This window comes from Paenibacillus durus, from assembly GCF_000756615.1.
In the GTDB taxonomy this organism is placed as follows: domain Bacteria; phylum Bacillota; class Bacilli; order Paenibacillales; family Paenibacillaceae; genus Paenibacillus_AQ; species Paenibacillus_AQ durus.
Genome location: NZ_CP009288.1, coordinates 4,059,758 through 4,086,355, shown reverse-complemented (window position 1 = coordinate 4,086,355; position 26,598 = coordinate 4,059,758). Strand labels below are relative to the sequence as shown.

The window sequence follows — 26,598 nt, the reverse complement described above, 5'->3', positions numbered from 1 at the left end:
GTTGAAACGATGGGGTCGTGAATCACGACGTCACCGTCGCGGATTACCGCAAAAATTCATATAACAACGGGAGGTTTTAGCATGAAAACAATCGTTAGCTATCTTCGATCCGGCAAAAAGGGACGCGTATCTCTCACGCTGGAAGGCGCAGGAGCCCAGCAGCGCGCACTCGTATCATGGTCTACGTTCATCGTCACGTTCCCGCACGTCAGTCTCCGCTCAATGACCGGTGAAATCCCGGCCACTCCCGCACAACTCCGGAAACTCGGCTTTAACGTCGTCGACATTACCCCGATCGCGCCCGAAGCGTTCACCGAGCAGGTCGTGTATAGCCCCGGCCCTTACGGTCACTTCGTTGTTTCTCTCTTTGAAACAAAGCAAGAACTGGTTATCAATCCTCGCGCTTTCCGTCGTATTACCGGTGTATCCGATCGCGCCTACATGGGCAGCGTCTGCGTTACCCGCGAACAGGCCGCCGATATCGGATTCATTTTCCCGCCAGTCGAAACGGAGGAGCCGACCCATGCCCTCGCAATCTAAATACCCACGCGTTAAAATTCGTTGGATTCCGGAAGCCGGCAGCGGTATGGACCCGGAAACATATAACGGAATCCTCGTAGCTGACAACGCCAGTCTATACCGCTCACAGGACGGCCGTACCGCGCTGGGTATCGTTGAGCCTGCGGATATGGCCGGCTCGTACCGCATCAAGGGCGCGGACCTCGTATTACTGTCGCGGGAGTCATTACCGAAGCTGGCTGAACTTCTCAGCGGTATGACGGCGTTGCAGTATTTGCTTTCACTGGTGCCGCGTTTTGACTGCCCGGATGAACTACACGTATGAAGGAGGTGAAAACGATGAAATGGAACCGTAGAATAGTGCGCCGGGACCGTAGACGCCTTTACGTACTACAGACCGGCGACACATACGCAGAGATTAAACTGCGCCCGCAAGGTGTGCGGCTTGGGTAACGGTGCGCTAACACTGTATAAGCTGACCAAAGCAATGTTTGTACCAGGTAATACCCGACCACCAGCGTTGCACAGTTGACGGCCGATATTTCCGCGACTTCCGGTTGCCGCCGGAGGGCCTGCCTCGCGGACAGCTTTACCTCGTACCGTCAGCGCCAAATGACGGATCGCCATACGGGAGATCTTACGCAGTACGCCAATGCTGCGCGTAACAACGTGGATTACGCCAATAATCTGCTAAGCGTATCCGGTCACTCACGCCAATGTGTGGCCGGATTTACTTACGCCAATTTACGTTAACATACAGCGGCTGGCTACCGCCAAACCTTGCGGACAACCTCGGCCGGGAAACTGGGAATCGGGCAGCGTGGTCGTCCGTTTCTTATGTCTATTTGTACGAACATATGTGCCGATTGGTTTCAAGTTTTTGCGATTAATTCGCCGGCGCTCCGTTTTTTTTGCGTCAAAGTGTGCCAAACCGATGTGTAGGATGTCGGTATACATGAAAGGATTTGACGCATAGTGAACGAACGTACACCGCTGCCTAACGATAAGTAAACGCTAAATTACTCCCACATGTCCCAAACTGGCAAATTTTTGTCCCTATATTTTGTCCCTATATACAGTGTAAGGGGATGTCCCAATTTCCGGAATCACTGTCCGTATGTAAGTAAGAATTAAATTTCCGGAATCGGTGCGGGAGCCCCCGTTGATTACGGATGTTAAAAGTGTAGGATAAAAAGTTTCCGGTGAGGTGTACGTTCTGCATTTGGGCGGTGTCATAAATAGTGAAGGCGAAATTTCACTCGGAAATGTGCGAAACAGTATCCGGGCGTCGTCTTTTTAGGTAGAAGGCGGCATGACCGCTTAACTATAAAAACTAAACGAAAAGGGAGCGATTTATATGACGATGGCAGCGAAAATTAACGGTGAGATTAAAGCGGAATTGACTCGTATCAGCACGCAGCTTAACTACGTGACGGCGAGGCTAGAAGCGGGGGGTCGCGCTAAAGAATCAGCGGCATACGTGCTACTTTCGGGAGCTGAGTCGGCAATGCTTCTCATGATGGCCGGCGGTGTCTCAAGTGATTCCGCTGGCTCGGCCGAAGATTTCACCGAACAGATCATGTCCGTATTTGACGAGGCTCTAAACATCGTTCGGCTCGGCGATGAAATCGAACGAACAGCGCCCCTCTACGCAAGGCTCGGCCGGCAACTCAAGTTCCGCGCTGATAAGGTTCTACAGGAGTTTGGTGCAGTTACAGGGGCGAGCCTCCTACGTAGTGAGGGCATCATGAAGAAGCGCATTCCAAAAAAGTCCGGAGAGCTGTTCAAATTGAGAGTGCAAGTCTCAACGGCAGCACAAGACGAGAAAGTACGCTTGCTTCAACTGGCGTAAGACGTATTTTAGCGCGCGGCTCTGTAATGGAGCTGCATTTTCAACGTCAAACTATTGGTAGGCCGACCAGGACGGCTAATATTGACGTTAACAACCGAAGGAGTCCGGGTTATCTTAATTAACAAGGGCGCTCCGACTACGGGGGCGTCTTTTTAATCTAATTCGGAAAGGGGCACGCTTTATGACAATTACATTAACGGAGACAGCGGTGGCACTCGGCGAAAACGAAGTCATGATGCGCGAGTTCTTGTACAGGCGGAAGGTCCTGCGCAGATACGGCCTGCCACTCAAGCGTTATATCCCGAAGTATTTCGTTATCCGGGAACACCTCGTAACGGATACGAAAAATCCTCCGTACATTGAGCGGTATACTGGCGTGACTGCGGAAGGGATCGCGCTCATACGGAAGCTTCGAGAGGGCGAGGTTGTGGACGTACGACAGGAGGATATAGCAGCGTAGGTTGTTATCCCGTATTAGTAAGGGCGGTGGTATATACGGCCTGCTCAACGAGCACACGTTATTAATACGTAATTTTAATATCGGTTGTGGCAGGCGGTTCGACTAAAATTGTGAAAGGATTGTAACATGTCCGCTATCCATAGTTCAGGCGAAGCGCTCTCCGCAAGTTTAAAGCAACGCGCATACCTCGACCGCCGCCGGAAGGACGTAGACGACGCATGGGCGACGTACATACTCGAAGCGATTGAGCGGTCTAAAGCTGGCAAGCCACAGCCCGTCCGCTATGGATTCGATGACCTAAACGCACAGACTGACACGTTCGTCAAACGCGAAGCCGGCCGGTGGGCGCGGTCATGCCGGAAATACCGATTATATGAGGATGACTTCGAGAGTCACTTCCGGTTTACCGTCGCTAAGGCTGCGTTAAGGTACGACGGTAAGAACGGGTCATTTTTCGATTACCTGCGGGGTTCGATTCGGAATGCTGGCCGGGACATGGTGAGGCGAGCGTTAACGAAAAAGAACCGGATAAATCACCTTGCGTTAAGCTTACAGGACGAAGCGGTCATGCGGGAAGTTGAGCGGTCCGGCATCGTGGCGAGTGCGGAGGAACAGGCAATCGCGCAATACACAGTCGAATGCATGGCGGCGGACACGTCACTTACGGACACAGAACGGGCAGTATTCGAACTTTTGCGGGCCGATCCGGAAGCTACGCTGCAGGAAATAGCAAACGCGCTCGGCTTGTCCGACCGAAAGCAGGCACAGCGACTAAAGCAGCGACTAGCGGAGAAGCTGCGCAAGTACATCACGGATGCACCGTAATAATCCCGGCTGGCAGCTTCGCGCGGCCTGACCGTTTACATAAAACCAAAACGAAAAGGAGCGTGTCTATAGTGGAACAGTTAACGAAAGTGTTTGCTTACGGTGCTGCAGAAGTAAGAACGGTAATAATCGGAGGCGATCCGTGGTTCGTCGCAAAGGATATATCGGATGTACTTGGGTTTTCCGAGACGTCTGCAATGACGAGGTATCTTGACGAGGACGAGAAAACCAACCTGTCAATTAAGCAGGGCGGTAGTAACTTAACTACGAACATCACCGTAATAAGCGAACCGGGGTTATACTCCGCAATCCTCCGCAGTCGCAAACCGGAAGCCCGCGCGTTCAAACGTTGGGTCACGCACGAAGTCATCCAGTCAATCCGTAAAACGGGAATGTACGCGGCGGATGAATTGCTCGATGACCCGGACTTGCTACTCAAAACAGTAACGCGCTTAACAGAGGAGCGACGCGCACGTCTGGCAGCAGAGGCACAGGTAATCGAAATGACTCCAAAAGCTGAGGCTTTCGATACGTTTATTGACGCTGACGGAACGATGACAATCGATCAAGTAGCGAAAATGCTCGGCATTAAACCGAAGGGATTGCGCGATACGTTACGCGAGCGAAAATTGATTCGACAGGACGGACTTCCCTATCAGCGGTTTACTCCACGTTATTTTGAGGTAGTACCGTATGTGTCCCCCAGTGGCACAGCAAAACCGTACTCTCGCGTGACCACGGAGGGGGTAGCGTACATTGAGCGGATACTCGCGGGCGCTTGCGTTGAAGAACCGCCAGCAGCTTCAAATGTTATTGCGCTCCCTACGCGACAGCTACAGTCTATCACGCTGAATTTGCGGCAGGACGCGTAACGGTTCGAGGAATAAGCAAGGGTTCTCGCATATCAGCGGGAGCCCTCTTACACACAAACAAAGGAGGGAGCGAGATTGAACAACGATTTTATAGCGGACGTCATCGCGTTTCAAACGGCCGGAGACGAACGGGCAATCGAAAAGGCGCTCGCATTCACGCGCCAAGATTGGGCGGTGACAGACGACGACCGCCACTACTTGCGGATTGCAGCGCAGATTAAAACGAGCACGTCAGGAGCCCGCCGCGAGTTCCGCTACGATCCGACCACAATGCCAGAATATCGCGAAGCCATACGCAAGGGAATCGGCGTGGACATAGCGGCCGGCGCTCCGGACCTTAACGCTGTGCTGGCGTACCTGGGCGACAATGAATACGGAGCTCTGGCGGAGGCTTGGCGGGCCGAATATGCATATCGTGGCCACGTTGAAACCGTCATTAAGCCGGCGCTTCGTCATGCGTTAGGACGCGTTGATGCTACGAGATCGCCGCGTGAAATGGTCGGCTACATACGCCGTGCGTTTATGACCGAATACAGCCGACTTGACCGTGAACAGACCGGTATCGTGCGGCTAGGTCGGCGAAATGAAGCCGGGGATTTCACCAACTTATACGTCACGCCTAAAGAGCCGCAGCCTTGGCGAATAATCTTCGACCGGGACGTTAGGGACTTGGACGTGCCCGCTATTCTTAATAGGCTCACGCGTAAGCAGCGCGGCTATATCGAAGAGGCTCACGCGATCGTTGAGCGTGATATAGAGGCTGGGGACATGCGCGAATACAAGGTCGATGATGGCGGCCATTACCGGATGAAGTCGCGATACATCGCGCGGCGGCTCGGAATTGGCGAGAGTAACTTCCGGAAATGCTTGGCGAATGTCCGTAAAAGAGCAGTGAAGTAGTTGCATTTTTGCATATATATAGATAGTGTACATTGGTTGACACGGACAGGCCGGAGTCAGGCCCCATCATACAACAATTCAAACTAAGGAGGAATTATGATATGGGCGCAGCAGTCGTATATAACAACGAGGGAATGTTCGTGGATGTGACCACAATTTGGGACAACGGCTATTTCTTTAAAGGTGCGTTCGTTCCCGGACAGGATAATTACGCCACGCTTGCTGAGGCCGTCGCATGTTTGACCGGATTCTCGCTGCAGATGGCGGAGAGGGACGCGGCTGTCCGAGATTTGAGCGGATATTATACGCACACTACTGGCAAGGTGGTTCCGCATCCCTTAACGGATAAGCTACGCGCGTGGGTTCGGGCTGATTACGACTTGGCGGAGTCTTCGTTCCTGTCAGAGACCGAGATGCAGCGCCGGCGTACGCAGCACGAATCGTTAAGTTACGAGGATCGCGCGAATACGTCGACCGGACTGGACGGTACGCCAACTAACGAGTGGATGATCGAGGTCCGCAGGGTAGGCGGTTCGGCCGAAACGAAAGACTGGCCGGATAAGGAAGACCGCGTGAAAGTGCGGTTTTAGTAGGCGGAGAGAAGAATAATAGACCGGGCTGGCGGAGTCGGTCGGCCTATTTAATCGGGAGGTGTCAGTTTGAGCGTACTGCCAATCGGGATTAACCCGGAGACAGGCGAGATAGGTCGCTTTTTGCCGGAAGGGGAAGGCTACGAGTTCACTACGCCAGCACAACGGGAAGCCAGACGCAAACGTCGACAGAGGTCTCGTGCCATTGAAATGCGGTCCGGCATGCGCTGGGTGGCGTGCTACCATGACGCGATCAGAAGCGTGACGCTGGCGCTGTCTCTTACGGAGGCGGGCGCGCTTATCCGGTTGCTTCCGTACTTGCGATTCAAAGGTGAGGGCCGCCTAATCGAGAACGGAAAGCCGCTCAAGCAAACGGACATCCAGCGTATTATCGGACGCAGCAAGGCCGCCACGATCGCGCTGCTCAGACGTTTAGAAGAGCTCGGAATAATAACGAAGGAAACGAACGGCCGCACGAATATCTACTCGTTCAATGCGGAGTATCATACGTACGGCACCGTTAACGACGGCGTTAAGTTCACGAAGCTGTACCAGTACCACGCTAACGAGATTACGCGTGACCTTGGCCTGAATGAAATCGGCCTGCTCTACAAGATTCTTCCGTATTTCCATTACACGACGTACTACCTTTGCGCCAATCCAGATGAGGAGAACGAGAACAACATCGAGCATTTGACGCGCGAACGGCTGGCGGAATTGATCGGCCACGAACCGGAGACAGTGTCTCGCCTAGTTGCGAGCCTGCAGGCAAAGGGCGTTATACTATCGACGCGATCGGTCAGCAGTGTTAATTATATCGTCCATCCTGACGTCATGTATCGGAAGGAAACAGAGGATGTAGAGTATACGGATTTCGTACGGAGACTGTTCAAACAGCACCAACTCCGGCAGGCTATGTGATCAAATCGATACCATTCGAGGGGGTCTATGTGATCAAATCGATACCATTCAAAAGTCGTGTCCGCCTTAGAGCGGCGCGGCTTTCAGCGTTTTTTGGGCAAAATGTTCTCTTCTCTTATAGATAACGTCCAATAACGAAATAAATAAATCGGGTGAATACGAAACATATCACTTCGGGCCGAGAAGCCTGGCCCTTGTGAGATATTGAGTGCGCAGATAATTAATATTCCGACATACGCGCCAGCGGATGGAGGGGCAAGGCCAAGGGCTGCGGCAGGAAGTTAAGCATAAACCTTTCCCACTCATATTCATGAAGCATAATCGAAGAAGTATCTCATGTAGGCAAACACAAAGAATAGCGCGGATAAAGAAACGGAGTTGATTGCGTAATGTACTGCGTATGGTTAGCGTTATGTATCGTTCATATCGCGTTAGCTATAGCGGGAGTGTTCGCTTACGTACGTTTATGTATAGACGTAGATGAGCGGATAGACTTCGGTAATGTCGTATTCATATGCGTATTTCCTGCGTTATATCTAGCGTTAGTATACGCGTTTAAGCGCTGGCCTGGCGGTTGGATATAGCGCTAATATACGTCGTTCTTACGCCCTGCCTGAGCGTGAGAGCGGCGCTTTTTTATTGCGCTGGTGTGTTCGTTACGGTATCGCAGTACGCGCGCTAATCCAGGCGCATAGGAAGCGATAGACAGGTGCCTTTCGTCCGCTTTGCCTGAGCGGATGAGGGCGCTATTTTTATTCGACAATACGGGAGGAATTAACGATGGCATTGAAACGGTTAGAAGCGCACCACCTTATCGCGCTGCAATGGCTCGCGTTGCCACGACGCGGAGGCCTGACGATGGCAGAGATCGGAGAGAAGGCGGGAGTCACACGCCAGGCTTTGTACGACTGGATCAAGGACCCACTTTTTGAACGGGAGTTAAAGCGCCAGATTACACGCAATACGCTAGACCGGATTCCGGAAGTAACTGACGCTATGATTGACGCAGCAGTACAGGACAGGAACGCTGCGGCTGCGAAGTTGGTACTCGGTCTTAACGGAATGCTAACGGAACAGTTTGAGGTTATTACCGCTGACGCTACCGCATTGGATCGCGCAGACCTTGAACGTAAGCTTGCGGAGTATCGAGCACGGAAAGACGGCGCTAAGACAGAAGAGTAAAGCGGGGCAGTTTTCGTCCCACTATAATGAAGGAACGCAGATGCTGCGGCTTGACTTCGGTTGACATGCGGCCTTTTTCACCTGCTGCGGGCTCCTGGCGCGTGCCCTCCGAAAACTTTTGACGCAATTGCGCTATCAGACGAAATCGAACGTATTTTCGCCTTATAAACGCTGAATACTCCGTTTCCAATTCGCGGGAAATACGCTGCATAAACTGGAAGCGGAATAGAACGGTGAATACCGCTAAACCCGCGCCGTTACTACGTTCTTTATCCGCTGGAAATGGTAACGAATATTCAACGCATAATAGGCGTTTATGCAGCGCGATATAACGGCCGAAAAACGTTGATTTGGTGCGGTTTTTGTGGGTGTAAAGGTATTTTATATGACCGCCAAATGCGTATTTTGTGAAGTAGTATGCGCATAAACGGTGTATAACGTAAAGTGTACGATTTAGCGGTCGGAATTACGTATTTGCGAGAGGGGCGGCCACCCCCGCACCCCTACGCGCGGCCCCCTTCAAGCGTCAGAACAATCCGCGAATCAAATTTAACTTTGAACTTTACACGGACAGACCTACGTTATGCGTCGGCCGTAGTTACACGTATTTTTGGCATAGAATCACCGTCGAATTAGCCTGCGTACGGCTTCCGGAGTGTATTCGTACCCCTACAGACCAAACACGCTAATTTCACGGCAATATTAAGCGATAATCAAGCGCTGTCCTTTCGTGAGAGCAGCGCTATTTTTATGAGGAGGTGGAGGGCCATCGCATGGGTAAATGACCGTTGGCTTGATCGGAAAGAGCGCGCGGAGCTAATCGCAAGTATAGACGCGCTTATCGGCGAGATGTCAGTAGCGGAATTAACGCTTGAGGAAGAGGCGGAACTCGCGCAATATCTGGACGAGCATGAGCGGTTGACGCGTATTCACCGAGCGGAGAGTGATTTGCTATACTTCGCACTCGAATACTTTTCGGAAGCGCACAATCCCGGTAGCGCCGGCAATTGGGACGGGTTCGATATTACGGAGGTGTCCGAAGCACCGGAATTTCACCGCGAGATATGCGAGACAATGGACACCGTGTCTATGCGCACCGTTAACGCAAAGGTAGCGCGCGGCGCGCCCCGTTCACACGCAAAGTCAACGTATTTGTCGCGTGCTTTTCCTGCGCGTGAGATTGCGTATCGACATCGCAAGTACATAATCAATATATCGGAGACACCTTCCGTTTCTACGGGGAATCTTGAGTGGATTGCGAACCAATTGAAGTCAAACGAGAAATTACGGCGTGATTTTGGTCCATTATTGCATATTAACAAGAATGTAAACCCAAAGGATAATTCTAACGAGTTCGTCGCATGGGAGCCCGGGGCAGATGGAAGGCCGCACCAGTTAACGAAAGTTGAAGCGGCGTCGACGAATCAGTCTTTACGCGGTCGTAACTGGGACGGAGTTCGCCCGGACCTCATTATCTGCGACGATTTGGAAGATATACGCTCAAACGCGGCTACTCCGGAGTTGCGTCAGAAAATGCGGGACTGGTTTTCGCAGACTGTAATTCCGCTCGGCGATCCTAAAGGTAAAAAGACCGCATTTGTTTATATGGGAACGGTCGTACATGCGGAGTCGTTACTGCTAACGGTCATGAAGCGTTCAGACTTTAACGCCAAGTTATACAAGGCGCTGATTGACGAGCCTGAGCGATTGGACCTGTGGGATAAGTGCCGCGAGATTTACCTTAACGCTGACAATCCTGGTCGGGTATCAGACGCACTCGCTTTTTACGAAGCAAACCGCGTCGAAATGGATCGCGGCGCGGTCGTATTATGGCCGGAAGTTCAGCCGCTTTGGAAGCTAATGACGTGGAAATGGGACAACGGGTCGAAAGCGTTCAACACGGAGTACCAAAACAATCCGATTGACGAAGAATCAGCGATATTCAATCCGGAGACGTTCCGGTATTACGATGAATCCGACTTGCTTGATTCAAACGGCCAACCGATTCCGCTGGACGTATACGCGTTTTGGGATATCGCGCAAGGCAAGAGCAGCCGGGCCGACTACAACGCGATTGTAACGATCGGCAAGCACCGTCAGACGGGCGTTATGTACGTGCTTGAAGCATGGGCCAGGAAATGTCCCGCGCATATAGCGTTAGAGCAGGCGGTTGAATTTATTCGTGACTACGGATACAAGACGTTTGCGATTGAAACAGTAGGCGCACAGCACGATATGTACCGTCAACTTTGCGAGAGGCTGCAGAAGGAGCGCATCGGGAGTACGAGAGTTAAGCCGGTTGTAAGCCGCACAAAGAAAGAAATACGCATTGAATCATTGGAGCCGCTCGTGGAGAACGGCTTTTTGCGTTTTAATAAATCGCATCGACTTTTATTCGAGCAAATGGAGCAGTTCCCGTCTGGAACTCACGACGACTTACCGGACGCCCTGGCTGGTGCAGTAGAAGCATCCGGAGGAGCAGCTAGAAGAGGTCGCACATGGAGCAGGAAGCCGAAAGGATTGTAAAGGAGGTATACGGTTGTTTGAAGTAGGGAGCCAGTACCCACCAAAAGAGCATGAAGACCGCGTTAAGCGTTACCGTGGAAATAGAGACGTAGTAACGAGTAACGCCGATCTAATTAAACGTATTAGCGAACGAATCGAGCAGGACGGCCGCCGTTATATTTATGCGAATTACGCGGACCTTATCTGCAAGAAAGCGGCTGACTTACTGTTCGGTGAGTCGCCGATCTACGGAGCCGGTGAAGAGGGTTCTCCGGAACAGCAAGCCGTAGAGCGAATCGTCAGAGATAACGCGCTGAACGTAACTAATTACGAAATGGCTTACGGGAATGCTTACCGTGGGGACTCGTTTTATAAGGTGAAATGGGCGCAAGAATATCGCGGAGTTTTAGCAGAGTCTGTAGACCCGTACCGCGTAATGATCGAAGCGCAAAATGCGGCTTACGTATTCCCGGAAGAGATTCCCGGAGACCGAAAGAAGATCGCACGCTATCATATCGCGGTCCCGGTAAGCGTCAGCGAAGGAAACTCGGTTAAATGGGAGCTTCACGTTGAGACACACGGACCCGGCACAATCATAACCGCAAAATACGCAATGACTCCGCTTTCGACCGTTAATGGCGAGGTTTTTACGTGGCAGATCACAGACGAATTAGAAGCGCCGAGCGAACCTATCAAGACAGGTGTTCCGTTCCCCCTGGTCATTCACGCGCCGAACTTCGCATTAGATGACGCATGGGAAGGCGTCGACGACATTACGGAGCACGCCGCCATATTCTACGAGATCAATAACAGGTTAACGCAAATAGCGGCGATCCTAGATAAGCACGCCGACCCGATTCTCACAATGCCCGCAGGTGTTCTGGAAGAAGGGCCGGACGGTGTTCCGCAGATGCGCGCTGCTTACGCAAAAGTTATTGAAGTTGTTGGCGAGCACGACGTTGTTCCGCAGTATATTACCTGGGACGGAAAGCTCGACTCTGCCTTTAAAGAGTTGGACACGCTTATTGATACGCTCCTAACGACCGCCGAATTGCCACCGATCGCACTCGGCAAAGAGAACGCCGGCACAAGCGGGGCGACCGGTCTTGCGGTCAAGTACCGAATGGGTCCGCTACTTTCGAAGATCGCGCGTAAACGTCAGTATTTTGATAAGGCGCTAACAGATGCGCTGTTTATCGCGCAGCTTTTGGAGCACGCGCAATCCCGAACAAAACCGGAGTACACGCCGACGAAGCCGCACATTATTTTCGCGGATGGATTGCCGACAGATGAGCGTGAGCAAGCCGAAATCGCACAGATTCGTACGGGAGGCAAGCCGACTCTCGCCGTGAACGACGCAATTAAGCGCCTTGACGGTGTAACCGACGCGCAGGCGGCCGAGATTATCACGCGGATTGACGCGGACGAAGAGCGGACAATGGGAACGGTTGACTCGACGATATTTAACGCGGAGGGAGGCGGTCAAGTTGCCTAAATTCAGGAAAAAGCCCGTTGTCATTGATGCGTGGCAGTTCACGAAAGAAAACTTTCGAGAAGGTGTCCCCAGAGACTTTAGAGACAGACGGGTTACTTTGTGGAGTCAGTACGGCGGAGAGGTAATCGAAGGAGAAATAGATACATTAGAAGGGAAAATGCGAATCTCAGAAGGCGACTACCTCGTTAAGGGCGTGTCGGGCGAGTTTTACCCATGCAAACCGGATATCTTCGCGCTAACGTACGAAGAGGTTGACGAGTAATGTCCGTTATCCCCGATCCGGACTACGATTACGACGTTAACCTGCTCATTAAAGCGTTTAAGGGCGCCCTGCTCGCGATCGCCGGCGAACTGTCGCGCCTGGACCTAACCGGAATCTCCCGCGCTAATGCGAAGGCCGCACTCGCCGAGGTTGCGGCTATTTTGCGTGGGCTTAACGAAGAGTCGGCGGAATGGGTCGAGAAACACGTACCCAAAGCGGCGACCGACGGAGTTATCCGCGCTATCGTAGACTTAGGCGCAGCGGAGACGGTAGAGGAAGCGGAGAAGATTGCTAAGTTTAATCGGATCAACCGCGAATTTGTAGCGTCGGCCGTTGCGGATACACAGGCGGACTTGCTTGCGGTTACTCAAAACGTTGAGCGCCGCGTTAAGCAAGCTGTGCGTCAGGCAACCGCTGAATCACTGCGCGCTAATTTGACGAAAGGCGTAAACGGCCAGCGAACGCTTAATGCGGACATGCTGCAACGGATGAGGCAGACGCTCGGCAGCGCGATTGATACCGGGATTATTGATAGCGCAGGCCGCCGCTGGAAACCGGATGTTTACGTCGAAATGGTCAGCCGGACGAAGATGAACGCAGCACATCGTGAGGCTACGATCAACGAAGCGGTCGGGCGCGGCGCTTTATATGCGAGGGTATCCCGACATGGAGCTACGGATGCCTGCCGAAATTGGGAGGGGCGCATTGTCAAGTTGACGCCGGGCGCTCCGGGTGACTATCCGTATATTGGCGACATTTCAAGGCGCGAACTATTTCATCCGAAGTGCCGGCACGTTTTATCACCGGTGCGCGATCCGCAGCTATTGGCGCAGTAGAGCGCCCGTCCAGACGTGGAATGACGTTAAACTTTACGGAAATTGTGCCGACGGGCCTAGTACGGGAGGAATTAACGATGAAACGATTTGCTAACGAGTATTTTCCACTTTTCAACGCAGATGACGGAAGCGGGGGAGGCGGCGGCAACGAAGGCGGAGACCCAAAAACGTTTACCCAGGAAGAACTTGACGCAATCGTGCGCGACCGTTTGGCGAGAGATCGCAAAGGCCACGAAGACTACGACGATATCGAGGCGCGGTTAGCTGGTTTCGAAACTACGCAGGCTGAACTTAATGCGGCGAAAGAAGCTGCGGAGCAACGCGCGCAAGTAGCGGAGGAAGCACGTTCCAAAGCGCTTGAGACTGCGAATCAACGTTTAGTAAAAGCGGAGTTTAAGGCGCTGGCCCATTCCGCAGACCACAAAATTAGGCCGGACGCGATCGAGGATGCGTTCAAGCTGGCGGACATTTCCGGAGTGACCGTCGATGATACCGGTAATGTGGTCGGAATGCATGATGTAATCAAGGCGCTGATTGAGTCGAAACCGTATCTTACGGAGCAGTCGAGCGGATCGCGGCAGATTGGCGGAGATACGAACGGCGGAAGCAGCAAAATTGATACATCCAGCATGAGCGCACACGACATGCTAACACTCGCATACTCGAAGCAGGGCAAGTAATAAGCAGGTGAAATCGTCTTGCTTATTTTATTTTAATTTCATAACACATTATAGGGGGAATTAATCAATGGCTTTAACACTTTTGGAATCCGCAAAACTGACACAAGACGCACTGCAGAAGGGCGTAATTACAACCTTCGTCCAATCCGCACCAGTCCTGCAGATGCTCCCGTTTATCGAATATCAAGGTAGTGCGTACGCCTATAACCGGGAGGACACGCTGCCTGACGTCGCATTTCGTGGAGTTAATGAGTCTTACACAGAGTCTACCGGTACAGTAGCGAGAGAGTCTGAAACCCTTGTAATCCTCGGCGGCGTTTCTGACGTGGACAGATACCAACAACAGACGGAATCAAACCTCAATGACATCCGCGCCGTACACACTGGGCTGAAAGCCAAGGCTACCGCCTTTAAGTTCCAAGATACTTTTTTCAACGGGGACGTGGCTGTAGACTCAAAATCGTTTAACGGGTTGAAGAAGAGGATTTCCGGGGACCAGTTGCTCACAGCGGCTACAAATGGGCTCGATATTAGTGACGACGCCAACGTGCATATTTTCCTGGAGGCACTAGACGCCCTGATTTATCAAACACGCGGACGTGCCGACGCACTTTTCATGGACTCCAAGACCATGATTAAGCTCAACTCTATCGCACGGAAATTGGGATTTCACGCGCAAAGCGTTGATGCTATGGGGCAGCCTGTTACTTTGTATAACAATGTTCCAATCTTCGACGCTGGCGAGAACGCAGTCGGGGCCAAGATTATCGGACACGGTGAGACAACGGGCTCCGCTGTGAATACGACTTCTATTTATGCCGTTAAATTCGGCGCTAATCAATTCTTGTCCGGGCTCACTAATGGCGGCGTACAAGTCGAAGACCTGGGACTAACGGACAGCGGCACCGCATACAGAACGTTGGTCGAGTTTTATTGCGGCATCGCTATGTTTGATCCAAAGTCCGCTGCACGTCTGTCCGGTATCATTGCCTAACTTAGTGGGAGGTGTGCAGATGTTCGTTATCAAAACGCCAAACCCGAATTATGACGGGATAACGCTCGGAGTTAAGTTTAATAACGGTATGGCCGTGGTTGAAGACGAGAGTCTGCGCAAGATTCTCGTTAACGACTACGGCTATATTTTTGAAGAAATCTCGCCGGAGGAGCCGCAAGTCAGCGCTGTGAAGGCACCAAAGCCGCGTAAGACTGCCGCAAAATCCTCCGGTAAATAAACGGAGGTGTGCGCATGTCAACAACAGTAACCGCAGCAGATACGTATATCACCGAGAACGTAATCGATACCGAGGGATGGGCGGAATCAGACGCAGCCAAAAGACAACGACTGTTAAACGCGGCCGAGCGTACTTTAATCCGCTATTACTCGAAATATACGATTCCAGACGATGCCGTTTACGAATTTGCTGCGGCTCTGGCTACGGTATACAGCGATGTAATGATCGCGGGACAGCGGGGAGTCCAAGCAACGTCATTAAGCGGCGTTACTTCGACGACTTTCCGGGAAGGCCAGCGCGAGCTCGTGAATCTAATTCCGCAGGCGTGTCGTGATATTGTCGGGGACGCTAACGGTGTTACCCTACCCGCGCGTAAGGTCGGGAGGTTGGTCCTGTAATGGCGATTATCCCACTACCGCAGACTGCCGTAATCTCGCCCCTTACTGGGTACGATCCGGACTATAACGAGCCGACTTACGGTGACGACTACGAACTTCGCTGCCGCTTTCAGGAAGGCACAAAACTTGTCCGGGATAGGAACGGGGAAGAGGTCGTAAGCGTAGGCGAGTTCCTTTTTGACGGACTCGCGACGGTCACGATTAACGATAAGCTCACGTACACCAACGAATTAGGAGCGGCTACAACGTACACGCCAATCGCAATAAGCGTAAAAAGGGCGATCAACGGAAAGCCAATCTTAACGGAGGTGAACGTATAGATGGCAAATACAATCGAATTTGACATTAGCGCGTTTACGAAAAAGCTGACGGCGTCCAAAGCGGAATTGCTGGCGGGGGCTATATCCGGTATGCACGACGCTACCGACCATTTGCTTGCGGTTTCGCGCGATGAGGCTCCGCTAAAGTCGAGTACATTGCGCACAACGGCCGGCAAAGACGTAACGGTAGAGGGCGATACGGTAACAGGCGAAGTTTACTATTCGGCTACGGAAACGGACTCGAAGGGTGAGCGGTATAACTACGCGCTCCGCGTCCACGAAATGGGCGAGTATAAGAATCCGACCACGCCCGGCACTCGTCCGAAATTCCTATCACGACCGCTTCGGGTTAACGCAAAACTTTACCGGAAGATGCTTATTGCCGGAATGAAGCGGGGAGGTGGCGCAGGTGCTGACCATAGCGGAAACTAACGCGCTGCTTCGTACGTTGATTCCCGGATTTACCTTCGTCGGTAATGAGTTCACGTCAGCTAACCCGGACGATTGCGCTTTTATGCGGATCAATGGAGGTAGCGCCCCGAGCGAATGGACTCCGAAATCCTATCCGTCAGTACAAGTCGTTGTTCGTGCGAAGTCAGCGCTAACGGCCGAGACGAAAGCGAACGAGATTTACGCAGCGTTGCACGGAAAGACCGAGTTTACGGTCGGGAGCCAGCGCGTAGTTAAGTGCCTAGCGGAACAAAGTGCGCCGTGGTATCTCGGTAAAGACGAGAGTGCACGTACGATGTACTCGCTCAACTTTACGTTAACGACAATTTAAACGAGGCTGTCCGATTACGGGCGGCCTTTTATAATTTGAGGAGGAATTAATACATGGCTCAAAACATTGAGAAAATCGAGCTTGGCCCGGCAATCGTCGAGTTCGGAACTGGCGTTGACCTGGTCACGTTTGAAACTACGATCGGTGGCGTAGTGCTCACGACCGAGACGTCGTACCGCGAACAAAAGACGGACCAAACCGGTGAGACTGTCGTAGGCAAGCGTGTCACAGGCCGTAATGTATCCGTAACGATTCCCTTTGGTGAGTATGAGCTGTCTGTTATCTCGAAAATCATGGTAGGGGCCGAAGCGGTGACTGACGGTACAGACACGAAGATCAACGTTAAGACTGGCGTTGGCCTTAATCTGTTAGATGCTGCGAAGAAGGCGATTATCAAGCCTATCGCCCACAAAACGGACCCGAATTATTGGGCAACGCTGCCGCTCGCTTATCCGGAAACAGACCTGTCTTACAGCTTCAACAACGAGAATGAACGGATCACGAACGTTACGCTCCGGTCTACTCCAGACGCCAGCGATGTCGTGCTGATCCTCGGTGACGAAACGATTACGGCTACCCCGTAATTTAACGGGCGGGCTTCGGCTCGCCTTTACTTTTTACGATAAGGAGCGAAAACAATGCTATTTAAGCGTTCAGATAAAGGCGCAGGGGCTACGTTGCCGACGCTGCCTAACCTCCCAAATACGGTAGTCTTCGGCGAAGATAGCGCGCAGCCTAAAACGGTCCAGGTGCGTAAAATTACGATCGCACAGTGGCGGGAGCTTTTTGGCGCAATCCAAACGTTGCCGCAACTGTTGGTTAGCGTAATCTCCGCGCCAGCAGATCGGCGTGTAGCCTTCGCACTTGTGGCGCTAGAGCAGTCGCTTGGTGATTTCGTGCGCGTTGTATCCGTACTGACCGGAATTGACACGGAATGGATCGACGAGAACGCGTCCGTTGACGAGATACTGGCGTACTTAACGGCGGTGGCGAGCGTCAACAACTTCGGAGAAATGCTAAAAAACGTGCAAGGCGTCCTGAACCTGGGAATACCGAAAACAGCGGAATCGGCGGAACAGGGCGCGGAGTAACAGCGGAACAGTTTTTTATCGATGCCGCGATTAAGCTCGGCAAAACGCAGATCGAGTTTGAGCGCGGCTACTACGTCATGGACATTCTCGACGTGATCGACGCAGCCGACCGTTACCAGGCGCAGCAGACGCTCGCAGCGCTGAACAACGCGGTAATGTCGCAGACGACCAGCGTAGAGGATTTTCGAAAGTATGCGGACGCCCTGCAGAAGCGCGCCGGCTACGATAAAGTCGCGGACACACCCGCGTTCGATAAGAGCGGATTCGACCGTTTAAAAATGAAAATGAAACTCGGAATATAGCGCCTTTAACGGGCGCTCTTATTTTTGCCCGAAGAGGTGATTACGATAGATACCGCAGCAACAGACGTCGGAGCGATAAAGGCCGTCATAACCGCAGACATTTCGCAATACACGGCTGGCGTAGAGCAGGCAAAGAAGAAGGCTGCAGAACTCGGACACTCCGCGCACCAGGCGGAAGCATCGTTTATGGGCTTGAATATGGCGCTCAAAGACGTTGGTGCGTCGTCCGCTCAGATTACGCGAATTAACGACGCTCTCCGCCGGTCGAACCCGGAACTACTCCGTAAACAAATCGCAGCCGTTACGGACGAGATGCGTAAGCTTGGGGCAAGTGCAGCGGAGATCGATAAAGTCGCTAAGGAAATCGAAAAGAACGCACTCGCCACGAACCGGACAGCGAACGAGGTTAAAGCGTTAGGCGCGGCCTATATCGGACTTGCCGTTGCGATGGCTGCGATTATTACGAAGTCCGTCCAGACGGCGGCGACGTTCGAGCAGGCGATGGCGAAGGTTAAGGCGATTACGCAGGCGACCGGAGCCGAGTTCGAGAAGTTACGGGAACAAGCGATACAACTCGGAGCGTCAACGGTATTTAGCGCGAGTCAAGCGGCAGATGCGGCCGCTCTCCTCGCACAAGCCGGATTTAAAACGAAAGACGTTATGACGGCGCTGCCTGGCGTATTATCGCTCGCAGCCGCCGGTCAGATGGACCTCGCGCAGACGGCCAGCATCGCGGCAAGCGTACTGAACGGATTCCGGCTAGAGACGGAAGAAACAGGACGCGTAGTTGACGTATTGGCGAAAGCGTCGATTGACTCGAACGCGGATATATCAGACCTGGGTAAACAGCAATGCCCGGTTGCGAAGAAACTCGCAGCATAAAAACTAGGTGAATTCGGTGAAACCTAACCTATCTAGGAGGAATAATGGTAAGTACGAAACGTAAAACTACGGATGAGTTCTTCCGAGAAGTTGAAGAACTAACCGGTGGAGAATACGTATTCTTCGGGGAATACAGAAACAACAAAACTAAAATGCAAGCAAAACACTCTGTATGCGGCAGAGTGTTTTTTATTAGCCCACACAGGTTCTTAGCAGCGTACAAAGAACGTAAGGGCGGCTGCCCAGACTGCACTATGCAGCGAGTAGTTAACGCGAGAAGAGGCGACCCAGCAGAGCAGAACGCCAGGATACAGGAAGCCCTCGGAGACGATTATGTCCTACTCAGTAGCTACGTAAATTCACGCACTAAGGTATCCGTCAAACACCTAGTATGTGGGACGTCGTTTAGTGCGACTCCTAATAATATTCTTTCAAAGGGAAGTCGATGTCCTGGCTGCAAAATCTCAAAAGGAGAGGACGCGATTCGCAAGCATCTTGAGTCCATTGACGTTACTTTCGCAAGAGAGTACAGGACTCCTGACTGCAAACACATAAACACCCTGCCTTTCGATTTCGCGGTGTTTGGAGAGGGGCACGTCGTCCTTTTGATTGAATTTGACGGGGAACAACACTTCGAGCAGAAAGACTTTTTCGGAGGGAGACCCGCCTTACTAGCACGTAAGAGGAACGATAGGATAAAGAATGAGTATTGCAGCAGAAGCCGCACACCGCTGTTGCGAATTCCTTATTGGAAGTTTGATCAAATCCCCGAATTAATTAACTCGTACTTATTAGATAGTATGGCAATACCGAGCGAAGCCTGTTGAGAAATCACGGGAACGTGTAACGACTAGGCGGAGTACCCTACGTCCTGAGGATACGGGGAAACGCCCACGAGCGCCTAGCACCGTAACGTTAAGACGACGGTGAAGAGATAGTCTGAACTTACGGGAAACCGTAAGAAGCGGAGGATAAAGAGCCTCTGCGATAACACATTGCTTGCAATGAAATATATTGCACCAGTCGCGGCCAACATGGGCCTGTCCGTAGAAGAAGCGACGGCAGCGGTCGAAGCGCTCTCCAACGCAGGCATACGCGGTGAGAACGCAGGTACGTCCCTTCGCGCTATCCTTTTGCAGCTCGCGTCCCCATCCGAAGAGGCCGCGTTCTATATGGATAAACTCGGCGTTTCTATTCAAGACAGCGCAGGCAACGTACTCCCATTCGCGCAAATCATCGGACAGATGCAAGGCGCATTCGCACGGTTGACCCAAGCGCAGCAGGCAGACGTAGCCGCAACACTCGTCGGCCAAGAAGCGGCAAGCGGATTCCTTACGCTCATCTCGAACGGACAGTCAACGCTCGAATCGTATACCGCGCAGCTTCAAAACGCAGGCGGGACCGCTGAACAAGTCGCCGGAACGCAGATGGATACGCTCAAAGGATCGATAAACGAGATGCAGTCCGCGCTCGAATCCGCCGGTATCTCGGTAGGCGATAAGTTCGCGCCAGCCGTCCGGTTAGTCACGGAGCAAATTACGGGACTCATTAACGGATTTACCGGGCTGAGCTCGCCAATGCAGGGCGCAATCATTGCGTTTACGACGATAGCTCCGTTGGTGGCCGGGGCTACCGCCAGTTTGATTTCACTCAGAATTGCGCTGAAAGCGATAAAGGATACCTCAGAAGTAGCAGCCGCAGGCATGACCGCTTTTAAGGCAAGTCTCCCGATCATTGGCGTAATCTCTATCGCCATTTCCGCATTAGCAGCCGGTGCCGCAGCACTAGCGGGCAGATATGCAGAAACGAAAAAGGCAGCGGAAGACTTTGCGGCAGCACAAACGTCATTGAACGACGCGCTCAGTAAGTCGCCATTAATGCGTACAACGGGCGACCTCGAAGACCTACGCGGCCGAATCGAAGAAACTACGCAGGCACTCCGGGACCGTGAGGCGATTGAGCGCAGGATTGCGAACCTGAAAGGCGGAAATACCGGGCAGGACTGGCGGGCAGGTGCGGCCGAATTGCGCAAGCTGAACGATGAACTCGACGCCGCGGATAAGAGACTGCGCGACTTAGGGTACGCGAGCAGCGAGGCCGCGGCGGGCGGAATCACGAAGATGAACAAAGCGATAAACGATTCAGTTCCGGCGTTGCTACAGGAGGAGCGCGCTAACTTACAGGCGGCGGCTGCGAGTAACGAGCGGTTGACCGCGATCGAGTCAAATATCGCTACATATAAAAAGCTGTCTAGCGCGCAGCGGCTCGATGCCAACCAAAAGGAGCAATTGCACAGCGCAACTGCCGCGTTGGTTAAGCAATACCCCGGACTGCATACGGTTATGGACGAAGAGGGTAATATCCGCATTACGAACATTAACCTTGCGGAGCAGCAGGCGGGGGCCGAACGGAGCTTACTTGACGGTACGCTAAAAGTGGAGAAGGCCCGCATCGAACAGATGGAGCGGACGACTAAGGCGCAAAAGGCCGCTATCGAGGCGCAAATCGCAAACTACCAAGCGCTGCTGAGAACGATGAACGCGGTTATCAGCGCGTCTGGAAGTTCAGCGCTAACCGACCCGGACTCCCTTGCGGCTGAGAAAATTTACGTCCAAGGACAGAAGCGCCTCGACGCCCTCTACCCTGAGCAAAATCAGGTACAATCCGCTCTTAACGAGTTAGAAGCGCAGAAGTCCGCATTAACAAGCGGTAATTTGGGCGCTTACTCCGGTAAGACTACTGGACCCGGCGTTGACTTATCGAAGCCGAAAAAGCAGAGAACATCGAAGCCGAAAACAGAAAAGCCCGGTAAGTCCGCCGCCGAGATCGCAGCCGAAGCGCGTAAGGCCGCGTATGAATCCGACCTCAAGACCGTCCAGTTCCAATCGGACTTTTACGATTTATCCGCCGATGCGCAAATCAAAAAGTACGAAGCGCTCCGGAAGAAGCACGCGCAGTTTTTGAAGGAGTCCGTTGACGATGCGCGTACCCTTACGCTCCAAATCAAGAAGCTGCAGGAAGACAGCGTCCAATCGCGCTACGACTTTTCGGCAACGTGGATTGAGGCGGAAGAGAAGCGCATGGAAGATAGCGGAAATACCGAACTCCAAATCGCGGAAACAAAACTCGCAAGCTGGACGCGTCTCCGTAATCGGTATAAGAAGGACTCCGAACAATACAAGGCGGCCGACGAAGAAGTACGCCAGTCCCGCAAAGACGTAACCGCCGCGCAGGAAGAGGAAGCGCAGGCCCAGTACGAAGCCTCCGAGAAGTGGATAACTGCCGAAGAACGACGCATGACTGATGCAGGCAAGTCGGAGACCGAAATCGCGCAGATGAAGATTGCGGCGTGGGCTCGCGTCCGTGACCGCTACTCTAAGGATTCGGAATTCTACGCGCAGGCAGACGAGGAATTGTATGCAGCACGCAAGGACCTGACGGAAAAAACGGCCGAACTCGCGAACGACCTCGTTGAGGCGGAAAAGGACGCGGTCGAGCAGGCAAAGAAAGCGGAACTTGACGCAATCGAGGCGTCAAAAGATGCGGATATCGAAGCGATTAACAAGCGCAAAGACGAGTACATCAGCGCTCAGGACGCTAAGATTGCCGCTATCGACGACCTCCTCGCGAAAGAGGCCGAACTCAATACGGATGCGGACTACGAAACGCAGCTCACGCAGAAGAACGCCCGCATTGCGGAACTCGGCAGCGCTGTAGGCCCCGAAGGTATAGCCGAGCGCGAGAAGACGATCGAAGAACGCGACCGGATGATTCTCGAACATGAACGCGACCTCCGCAAACGCGAACTCGAATCGCAAAAGTCCGCGCTGGCAGACGAAAAGGATACGCAGGCCAAAGCGTTCGAGGCGGAAATCGACGCGCGCGAGAAATCGTATGAGCGCGAGAAGGCGGATGCCGAGGCGCAGTATGACGCGCTGCTTGCCGCATTCGAATCGTACAGCGGCGATATCCAGACGATTGAGGCCGCGATTGCGTCGTTCCGCGTATCGTCTGCTGCAAGTGCCAACGCCGAAATTCTCAGCGGACTTGATGTGTTCGTCACGGAATACAACGCGAAGATGGCGTCTGTTACCGCAGCCAAGGCCGAGGCGCAGGAAGCGCTAGACTTGGCCGAGTACAACAACAATAAGGACGCATGGGCAGCGGCGAAGGCTGCGGGCAATACGGCGGAAATGGAACGGCTGGCCGCCCGTAATAAGGAGCTGCGCATTAAGTACGGTGTTACGAAAGATACCGGAGAAAAGCTGCAGTACTTTGCGGATGGCGGCATCGTTCAGGGGGCGCGTGGGCAGGCGGTTCCAGTTATCGCGCACGCGGGCGAAATCGTACTGAATCCGCAGCAGCAAGCGGCCTTGTTCGATATGCTCGCGGTTCCGCGCTTGGCTGCACCGGGTCCGGCGGCCCCGACGTACATTACGCAGCACATTGACCTCGGCGTGGATGAAGTGACGCTGAATGATCGCGCTGATATTGTAACGTTCTATGACGAAAGAACTCGCGCACTGTCCCGGTTGCAGGCGATGGGGGTGAAAGAGTGACGTACGACGTTGCGGTAAACGGTGTTTGGTTATCTACGCAGGGAGCTTCACTTTTCGAACGCAAGCTCCCGGTCCTTCCGGAAACGGATGACAACACGGTTAAAATCGCGGGCACGGACGGCGTTATCGATTTCGGCGGGTCTTACGGAGCGCGGACGCTCGGCCTGACGTTCGAGATTACGGTTAGCGGCGCGGACTTTCATCGGACAGTCGCGTACCTTGCGCGTACGTTTAACGCCAAGCGCGGCGAGATTACGCTCGAATTTAACGACATGCCCGGTAAGTATTACCGCGCGACTTACGCGGGAACGCTGGCACTCGGCGCTACAGGCTCGCGGCTGATAGACGTAAGTCTGCGCATGAATGATCCGTGGCCGACCGGCAGCGAAGTCGTAACGGAATTTACGATAACGAACTCGCCGCAGTCCGTGTCGATTACGTCAGCGGCGGATGTTCCGGCGGAACCGGTAATCACGTTGACTAATACGGGGAGTAATACGATTTACGGCTTTACGATTAAGAACGAATACGAAATCGAATAAACAGCGCGCGGATAGGCGCTCGGTCACTACAGCCGGGCGTATTTTTGTTGCGCTAAAAGGAGAACGATTAAATGGCGATGCAAATTTCGAATTACCTTAGCGCGGCTCTACTCAATCAGGCGTTCCGCAACGCAACATGGACACCGCCCGGAACTGTTTATCTGGCGCTTTACACGTCGGACCCAACAGCGGCCGACACCGGAACAGAGGTAAGCGGCGGGGCATACGCTCGGCAGGCGATAGCGTTCGGAGCCGCAGCGGTTGAAGGCGGAAAGATGACGGTAAAATCGTCGGCTGACGTGGCGTTTCCGATTGCGACGGCGGACTGGGGGCTCGTAACACACGTTGGGCTGCGGACGGCATCTACGGGCGGTAATCTACTGTGTTCGCAGGCGTTGGCGAATCAGCGCTCCGTGCTCGTGGGAGATACGCCGAAATTTCTGGCGGGATCGACGCTTGTTAGATTCGCACAATAACGGAAGGAGGTAACGCTTAGATGACGCAACAAACGATGTATCCCGCGTCGCCTAACTCGCAGGTAACGGAATTGTCAGCGGCGATTACGGACACTGATACGGCTATCACGGTCGTAAACGGGGTGGTACTACCGGGCGCTCCGAATATTGTAACGCTGGGAACGGATGAGACGGCGGAAACGGTGTTGTATACGGGTAAGAGCGGGAATAATCTGACGGGAGTAACGCGCGGATTCGGCGGAACAACTGCGAAATCGTGGGCGGTAGGTACGAAGGTGGCGCGGTATTTTACGGCCGCAGATCACGAGGCGTTTCGCGGGAACATAAACGACATCATCGCTCAGAAAGGCGCAACAAACGGCATAGCTACGCTTGGTACAGACACTAAAGTACCTATCGCGCAACTGCCCGCTGCAACAGCCTCAACCGTCAATACGCTAATTCAGCGGGATGCTAATGGTCGCGCCCAAGTAGCTGCCCCGTCAGCGGCGGCGGATATCGCCCGAAAGGATACGGTGGATGGCGCAATAACCACGCATAAGGCTGAGAGCGATCCACATACCCAGTATTATAAAGAGGGCGATTCCGTTCTGCCAATGGGGTATGGGGCACAAATCCGAGCGAAGACATCGGGAGGTTCGGATTGCGTGTTAGTTGATCAATACAACGGAAACTCTATCCGCATTGGCGACAGTAACAATCAGGGCATTTCTAACTGGGCAGGTCGAGAAGTTCCGTACGAAGGGATTTCGGCCCTTGTCTTTGGGTTTGGAGGGCAGCTCAAGGCTAGAACCGCTGACGGGACAGGCAAAACGGTTATTATCAATCATTATAACGGAAATACCGTGCAGCTCGGGGACTCCAACAACCAAGGGATTTGCAACTGGGAAACCAATGAGTTATGGCATGCTGGGAGCCTGCTATACAAGAAAGGAAATGGATCACCTGAGGGCAGTGTAACGGCTCCGGTGGGCACGCTATATGCTCGAACGGACGGCGGCGCTAGTACAACGCTTTATGTAAAACAATCCGGCAGCGGGAATACGGGGTGGGTGGCAAAATGATAAAAACATGCTTACGATTAAATGATCAGATCATTAACATCGGGCCTTGGGACGAGCAAGTTGTTAAGGTACTAGTCACTCCGGCGGAGTATGACCAAGAAGGCAATGTAACGCAGGAAGATGTATACGAGGATCGCGTCATCAACCCATTACCGGAGGGTGCGGAAACGGTGGAACTTGATGTAGAATACGGCCCTGATCGCGGATGGTATGTTGTTGGTTCCGATAACCACCCGACCGAGATCGAGCAACTGCAGCAGCGCCTTGACGCGTCCGAAACGGAGCTAACGAATACACAAATCGCTTTAGCGGACACTTACGAACAGCTCCTCGCGGCCCAAACGGAGACAACTAACGTTCAACTCGCGCTCACTGACGTATACGAACAATTAATTGCACTACAAGGAGGTGCTGCGTAATGGCTAAGGTGTACGCGGACTTGATCCGCAAAGGGTACAAAACGCTTGACAACGTTCCGGCTGGTCTACGCGATGCGGTAGCGGGCCTACTGACGGAGGAGGTGGCGCAATAATGTTTGGTGGCGCTTTTAACCGTTTACCATTCGACCGCCCGTATTCCGTCGAACTCTATTTCGCGCTGACATTCGATATCGTGACGGAGGTTGGCTCGCACATGTCACTCGAATTTCCTATCTCGGTAGCGTACGAGTTTACAACGGAGGCAGCAGCGGAAATGGTACGCGATATTCCGTTCGGCGCCACGTACGAATTTACGACGGAATTTGATGCGCCAATGACCCGCGAGCTAATGATAGCTGCCGTCTACGATTTGCTTACGGAGTTCGAAGCGGGCGTACGCTACACCCATACGGACGCCGTTACGTTTAGCGGTGGATTCGCTCCGGGCGACAAGATCGTCATTGACTGCGCCCGCAAGACCGTCACTATCAACGGGGATAATGCGCTGTACTTGACGGATGGCGATTTCCTGGCGCTCATTAACGGAACGAATTTGGTCACGTACACAGACGGAGAGGGTGTCCGCAGTGTCCGAGCCCGCATCACTCATCGCGATAAATATCTGTACTAAGG

General features: G+C 53.0%; 33 protein-coding genes. All 33 read left to right on the top strand.

Annotated elements, in window-relative coordinates:
* The first annotated feature begins 81 nt into the window (after nt 1-81).
* The 33 genes from PDUR_RS17585 to PDUR_RS27375 all read left to right on the top strand — a co-directional run bounded on the left by PDUR_RS17585 (nt 82) and on the right by PDUR_RS27375 (nt 26,596).
* Entirely contained in the window at nt 82-540 is a 459-nt protein-coding gene (locus PDUR_RS17585; protein ID WP_042207453.1) for a hypothetical protein, read from the top strand.
* Nucleotides 524-844: a hypothetical protein gene (locus PDUR_RS17580; RefSeq protein WP_042207452.1), complete on the top strand. Its 321-nt coding sequence runs from the start codon at nt 524-526 to the stop codon at nt 842-844. The genes PDUR_RS17585 and PDUR_RS17580 overlap by 17 nt, the downstream gene beginning before the upstream one ends.
* Before the next feature lie 1,032 nt (nt 845-1,876).
* On the top strand, nt 1,877-2,371 hold the full coding sequence (locus tag PDUR_RS17575) for a hypothetical protein (protein WP_042207451.1): 495 nt from the start codon (nt 1,877-1,879) through the stop codon (nt 2,369-2,371).
* 181 nt (nt 2,372-2,552) lie between these two features.
* A complete protein-coding gene (locus tag PDUR_RS17570) occupies nt 2,553-2,831 on the top strand; it encodes a phage antirepressor KilAC domain-containing protein (RefSeq protein ID WP_042207450.1) in 279 nt (92 codons plus the stop codon).
* 126 nt (nt 2,832-2,957) lie between these two features.
* Nucleotides 2,958-3,656 (top strand): RNA polymerase sigma factor, encoded by a 699-nt coding sequence (locus PDUR_RS28830; RefSeq protein WP_042207449.1) that lies wholly within the window; start codon nt 2,958-2,960, stop codon nt 3,654-3,656.
* Nucleotides 3,657-3,727: 71 nt separating this feature from the next.
* Nucleotides 3,728-4,528 (top strand): BRO family protein, encoded by an 801-nt coding sequence (locus PDUR_RS27385; RefSeq protein WP_052410273.1) that lies wholly within the window; start codon nt 3,728-3,730, stop codon nt 4,526-4,528.
* 174 nt (nt 4,529-4,702) lie between these two features.
* Nucleotides 4,703-5,428, top strand: a complete 726-nt coding sequence (locus tag PDUR_RS17555; RefSeq protein WP_156130491.1) for a hypothetical protein — start codon at nt 4,703-4,705, stop codon at nt 5,426-5,428.
* A gap of 101 nt (nt 5,429-5,529) precedes the next feature.
* Entirely contained in the window at nt 5,530-6,018 is a 489-nt protein-coding gene (locus PDUR_RS17550; RefSeq protein ID WP_042207447.1) for a hypothetical protein, read from the top strand.
* Nucleotides 6,019-6,087: 69 nt separating this feature from the next.
* Nucleotides 6,088-6,939, top strand: a complete 852-nt coding sequence (locus tag PDUR_RS17545) for a helix-turn-helix domain-containing protein (RefSeq protein WP_052410272.1) — start codon at nt 6,088-6,090, stop codon at nt 6,937-6,939.
* 780 nt (nt 6,940-7,719) lie between these two features.
* A complete protein-coding gene (locus tag PDUR_RS17540; RefSeq protein ID WP_042207446.1) occupies nt 7,720-8,121 on the top strand; it encodes a hypothetical protein in 402 nt (133 codons plus the stop codon).
* A gap of 750 nt (nt 8,122-8,871) precedes the next feature.
* Nucleotides 8,872-10,647 carry a phage terminase large subunit gene (terL, locus tag PDUR_RS17535; RefSeq protein ID WP_052410271.1) on the top strand — a complete coding sequence of 592 codons (1,776 nt, stop codon included), beginning with the start codon at nt 8,872-8,874 and terminating at the stop codon, nt 10,645-10,647.
* Between the two features lie 13 nt (nt 10,648-10,660).
* Nucleotides 10,661-12,121, top strand: coding sequence for a phage portal protein (locus PDUR_RS17530; RefSeq protein WP_052410270.1), 1,461 nt, complete (start codon nt 10,661-10,663; stop codon nt 12,119-12,121).
* Nucleotides 12,114-12,383, top strand: coding sequence for a hypothetical protein (locus PDUR_RS17525; protein ID WP_042207444.1), 270 nt, complete (start codon nt 12,114-12,116; stop codon nt 12,381-12,383). Before PDUR_RS17530 ends, PDUR_RS17525 begins: the two co-directional genes overlap by 8 nt.
* On the top strand, nt 12,383-13,219 hold the full coding sequence (locus PDUR_RS17520; RefSeq protein ID WP_042207443.1) for a phage minor capsid protein: 837 nt from the start codon (nt 12,383-12,385) through the stop codon (nt 13,217-13,219). Before PDUR_RS17525 ends, PDUR_RS17520 begins: the two co-directional genes overlap by 1 nt.
* Before the next feature lie 77 nt (nt 13,220-13,296).
* Nucleotides 13,297-13,899, top strand: coding sequence for a phage scaffolding protein (locus tag PDUR_RS17515; RefSeq protein ID WP_052410269.1), 603 nt, complete (start codon nt 13,297-13,299; stop codon nt 13,897-13,899).
* A 67-nt stretch (nt 13,900-13,966) separates the two neighbouring features.
* Nucleotides 13,967-14,893 (top strand): major capsid protein, encoded by a 927-nt coding sequence (locus PDUR_RS17510; RefSeq protein WP_042207442.1) that lies wholly within the window; start codon nt 13,967-13,969, stop codon nt 14,891-14,893.
* Between the two features lie 19 nt (nt 14,894-14,912).
* On the top strand, nt 14,913-15,131 hold the full coding sequence (locus PDUR_RS17505) for a hypothetical protein (protein WP_042207441.1): 219 nt from the start codon (nt 14,913-14,915) through the stop codon (nt 15,129-15,131).
* Between the two features lie 14 nt (nt 15,132-15,145).
* The gene (locus PDUR_RS17500) at nt 15,146-15,529 is read left to right on the top strand and encodes a hypothetical protein (RefSeq protein ID WP_042207440.1); all 384 of its coding nucleotides are present in this window, start codon (nt 15,146-15,148) and stop codon (nt 15,527-15,529) included.
* Nucleotides 15,529-15,849, top strand: coding sequence for a hypothetical protein (locus tag PDUR_RS17495; protein ID WP_042207439.1), 321 nt, complete (start codon nt 15,529-15,531; stop codon nt 15,847-15,849). The genes PDUR_RS17500 and PDUR_RS17495 overlap by 1 nt, the downstream gene beginning before the upstream one ends.
* Nucleotides 15,850-16,281 (top strand): hypothetical protein, encoded by a 432-nt coding sequence (locus PDUR_RS17490; protein ID WP_052410268.1) that lies wholly within the window; start codon nt 15,850-15,852, stop codon nt 16,279-16,281. It abuts the gene before it with no gap.
* A complete protein-coding gene (locus tag PDUR_RS17485; protein WP_042207437.1) occupies nt 16,259-16,630 on the top strand; it encodes a minor capsid protein in 372 nt (123 codons plus the stop codon). The genes PDUR_RS17490 and PDUR_RS17485 overlap by 23 nt, the downstream gene beginning before the upstream one ends.
* Nucleotides 16,631-16,683: 53 nt before the next feature.
* Nucleotides 16,684-17,214, top strand: a complete 531-nt coding sequence (locus PDUR_RS17480) for a hypothetical protein (RefSeq protein ID WP_042207436.1) — start codon at nt 16,684-16,686, stop codon at nt 17,212-17,214.
* Nucleotides 17,215-17,268: 54 nt separating this feature from the next.
* Nucleotides 17,269-17,721 (top strand): hypothetical protein, encoded by a 453-nt coding sequence (locus tag PDUR_RS17475; protein WP_042207435.1) that lies wholly within the window; start codon nt 17,269-17,271, stop codon nt 17,719-17,721.
* Between the two features lie 77 nt (nt 17,722-17,798).
* Complete coding sequence (locus PDUR_RS17470) at nt 17,799-18,023, top strand: hypothetical protein (RefSeq protein ID WP_042207434.1); 225 nt, start codon at nt 17,799-17,801, stop codon at nt 18,021-18,023.
* Nucleotides 18,024-18,047: 24 nt separating this feature from the next.
* On the top strand, nt 18,048-18,905 hold the full coding sequence (locus tag PDUR_RS17465; RefSeq protein ID WP_042207433.1) for a phage tail tape measure protein: 858 nt from the start codon (nt 18,048-18,050) through the stop codon (nt 18,903-18,905).
* A gap of 44 nt (nt 18,906-18,949) precedes the next feature.
* Nucleotides 18,950-19,732 carry a PDDEXK family nuclease gene (locus PDUR_RS17460; protein ID WP_052410267.1) on the top strand — a complete coding sequence of 261 codons (783 nt, stop codon included), beginning with the start codon at nt 18,950-18,952 and terminating at the stop codon, nt 19,730-19,732.
* 177 nt (nt 19,733-19,909) lie between these two features.
* The gene (locus PDUR_RS27380) at nt 19,910-23,464 is read left to right on the top strand and encodes a phage tail tape measure protein (protein ID WP_052410266.1); all 3,555 of its coding nucleotides are present in this window, start codon (nt 19,910-19,912) and stop codon (nt 23,462-23,464) included.
* A complete protein-coding gene (locus PDUR_RS17450) occupies nt 23,461-24,006 on the top strand; it encodes a phage tail domain-containing protein (RefSeq protein ID WP_042207432.1) in 546 nt (181 codons plus the stop codon). The genes PDUR_RS27380 and PDUR_RS17450 overlap by 4 nt, the downstream gene beginning before the upstream one ends.
* Nucleotides 24,007-24,083: 77 nt before the next feature.
* Complete coding sequence (locus tag PDUR_RS17445) at nt 24,084-24,482, top strand: phage tail fiber protein (protein ID WP_052410457.1); 399 nt, start codon at nt 24,084-24,086, stop codon at nt 24,480-24,482.
* Between the two features lie 20 nt (nt 24,483-24,502).
* A complete protein-coding gene (locus tag PDUR_RS17440; RefSeq protein ID WP_042207430.1) occupies nt 24,503-25,546 on the top strand; it encodes a hypothetical protein in 1,044 nt (347 codons plus the stop codon).
* Entirely contained in the window at nt 25,543-25,965 is a 423-nt protein-coding gene (locus PDUR_RS17435) for a hypothetical protein (protein ID WP_042207429.1), read from the top strand. Before PDUR_RS17440 ends, PDUR_RS17435 begins: the two co-directional genes overlap by 4 nt.
* Nucleotides 25,965-26,078, top strand: a complete 114-nt coding sequence (locus PDUR_RS29525; RefSeq protein ID WP_218918412.1) for a CD1375 family protein — start codon at nt 25,965-25,967, stop codon at nt 26,076-26,078. The genes PDUR_RS17435 and PDUR_RS29525 overlap by 1 nt, the downstream gene beginning before the upstream one ends.
* Nucleotides 26,078-26,596, top strand: a complete 519-nt coding sequence (locus PDUR_RS27375) for a phage distal tail protein (RefSeq protein ID WP_052410265.1) — start codon at nt 26,078-26,080, stop codon at nt 26,594-26,596. The genes PDUR_RS29525 and PDUR_RS27375 overlap by 1 nt, the downstream gene beginning before the upstream one ends.
* Nucleotides 26,597-26,598: the final 2 nt, after the last annotated feature.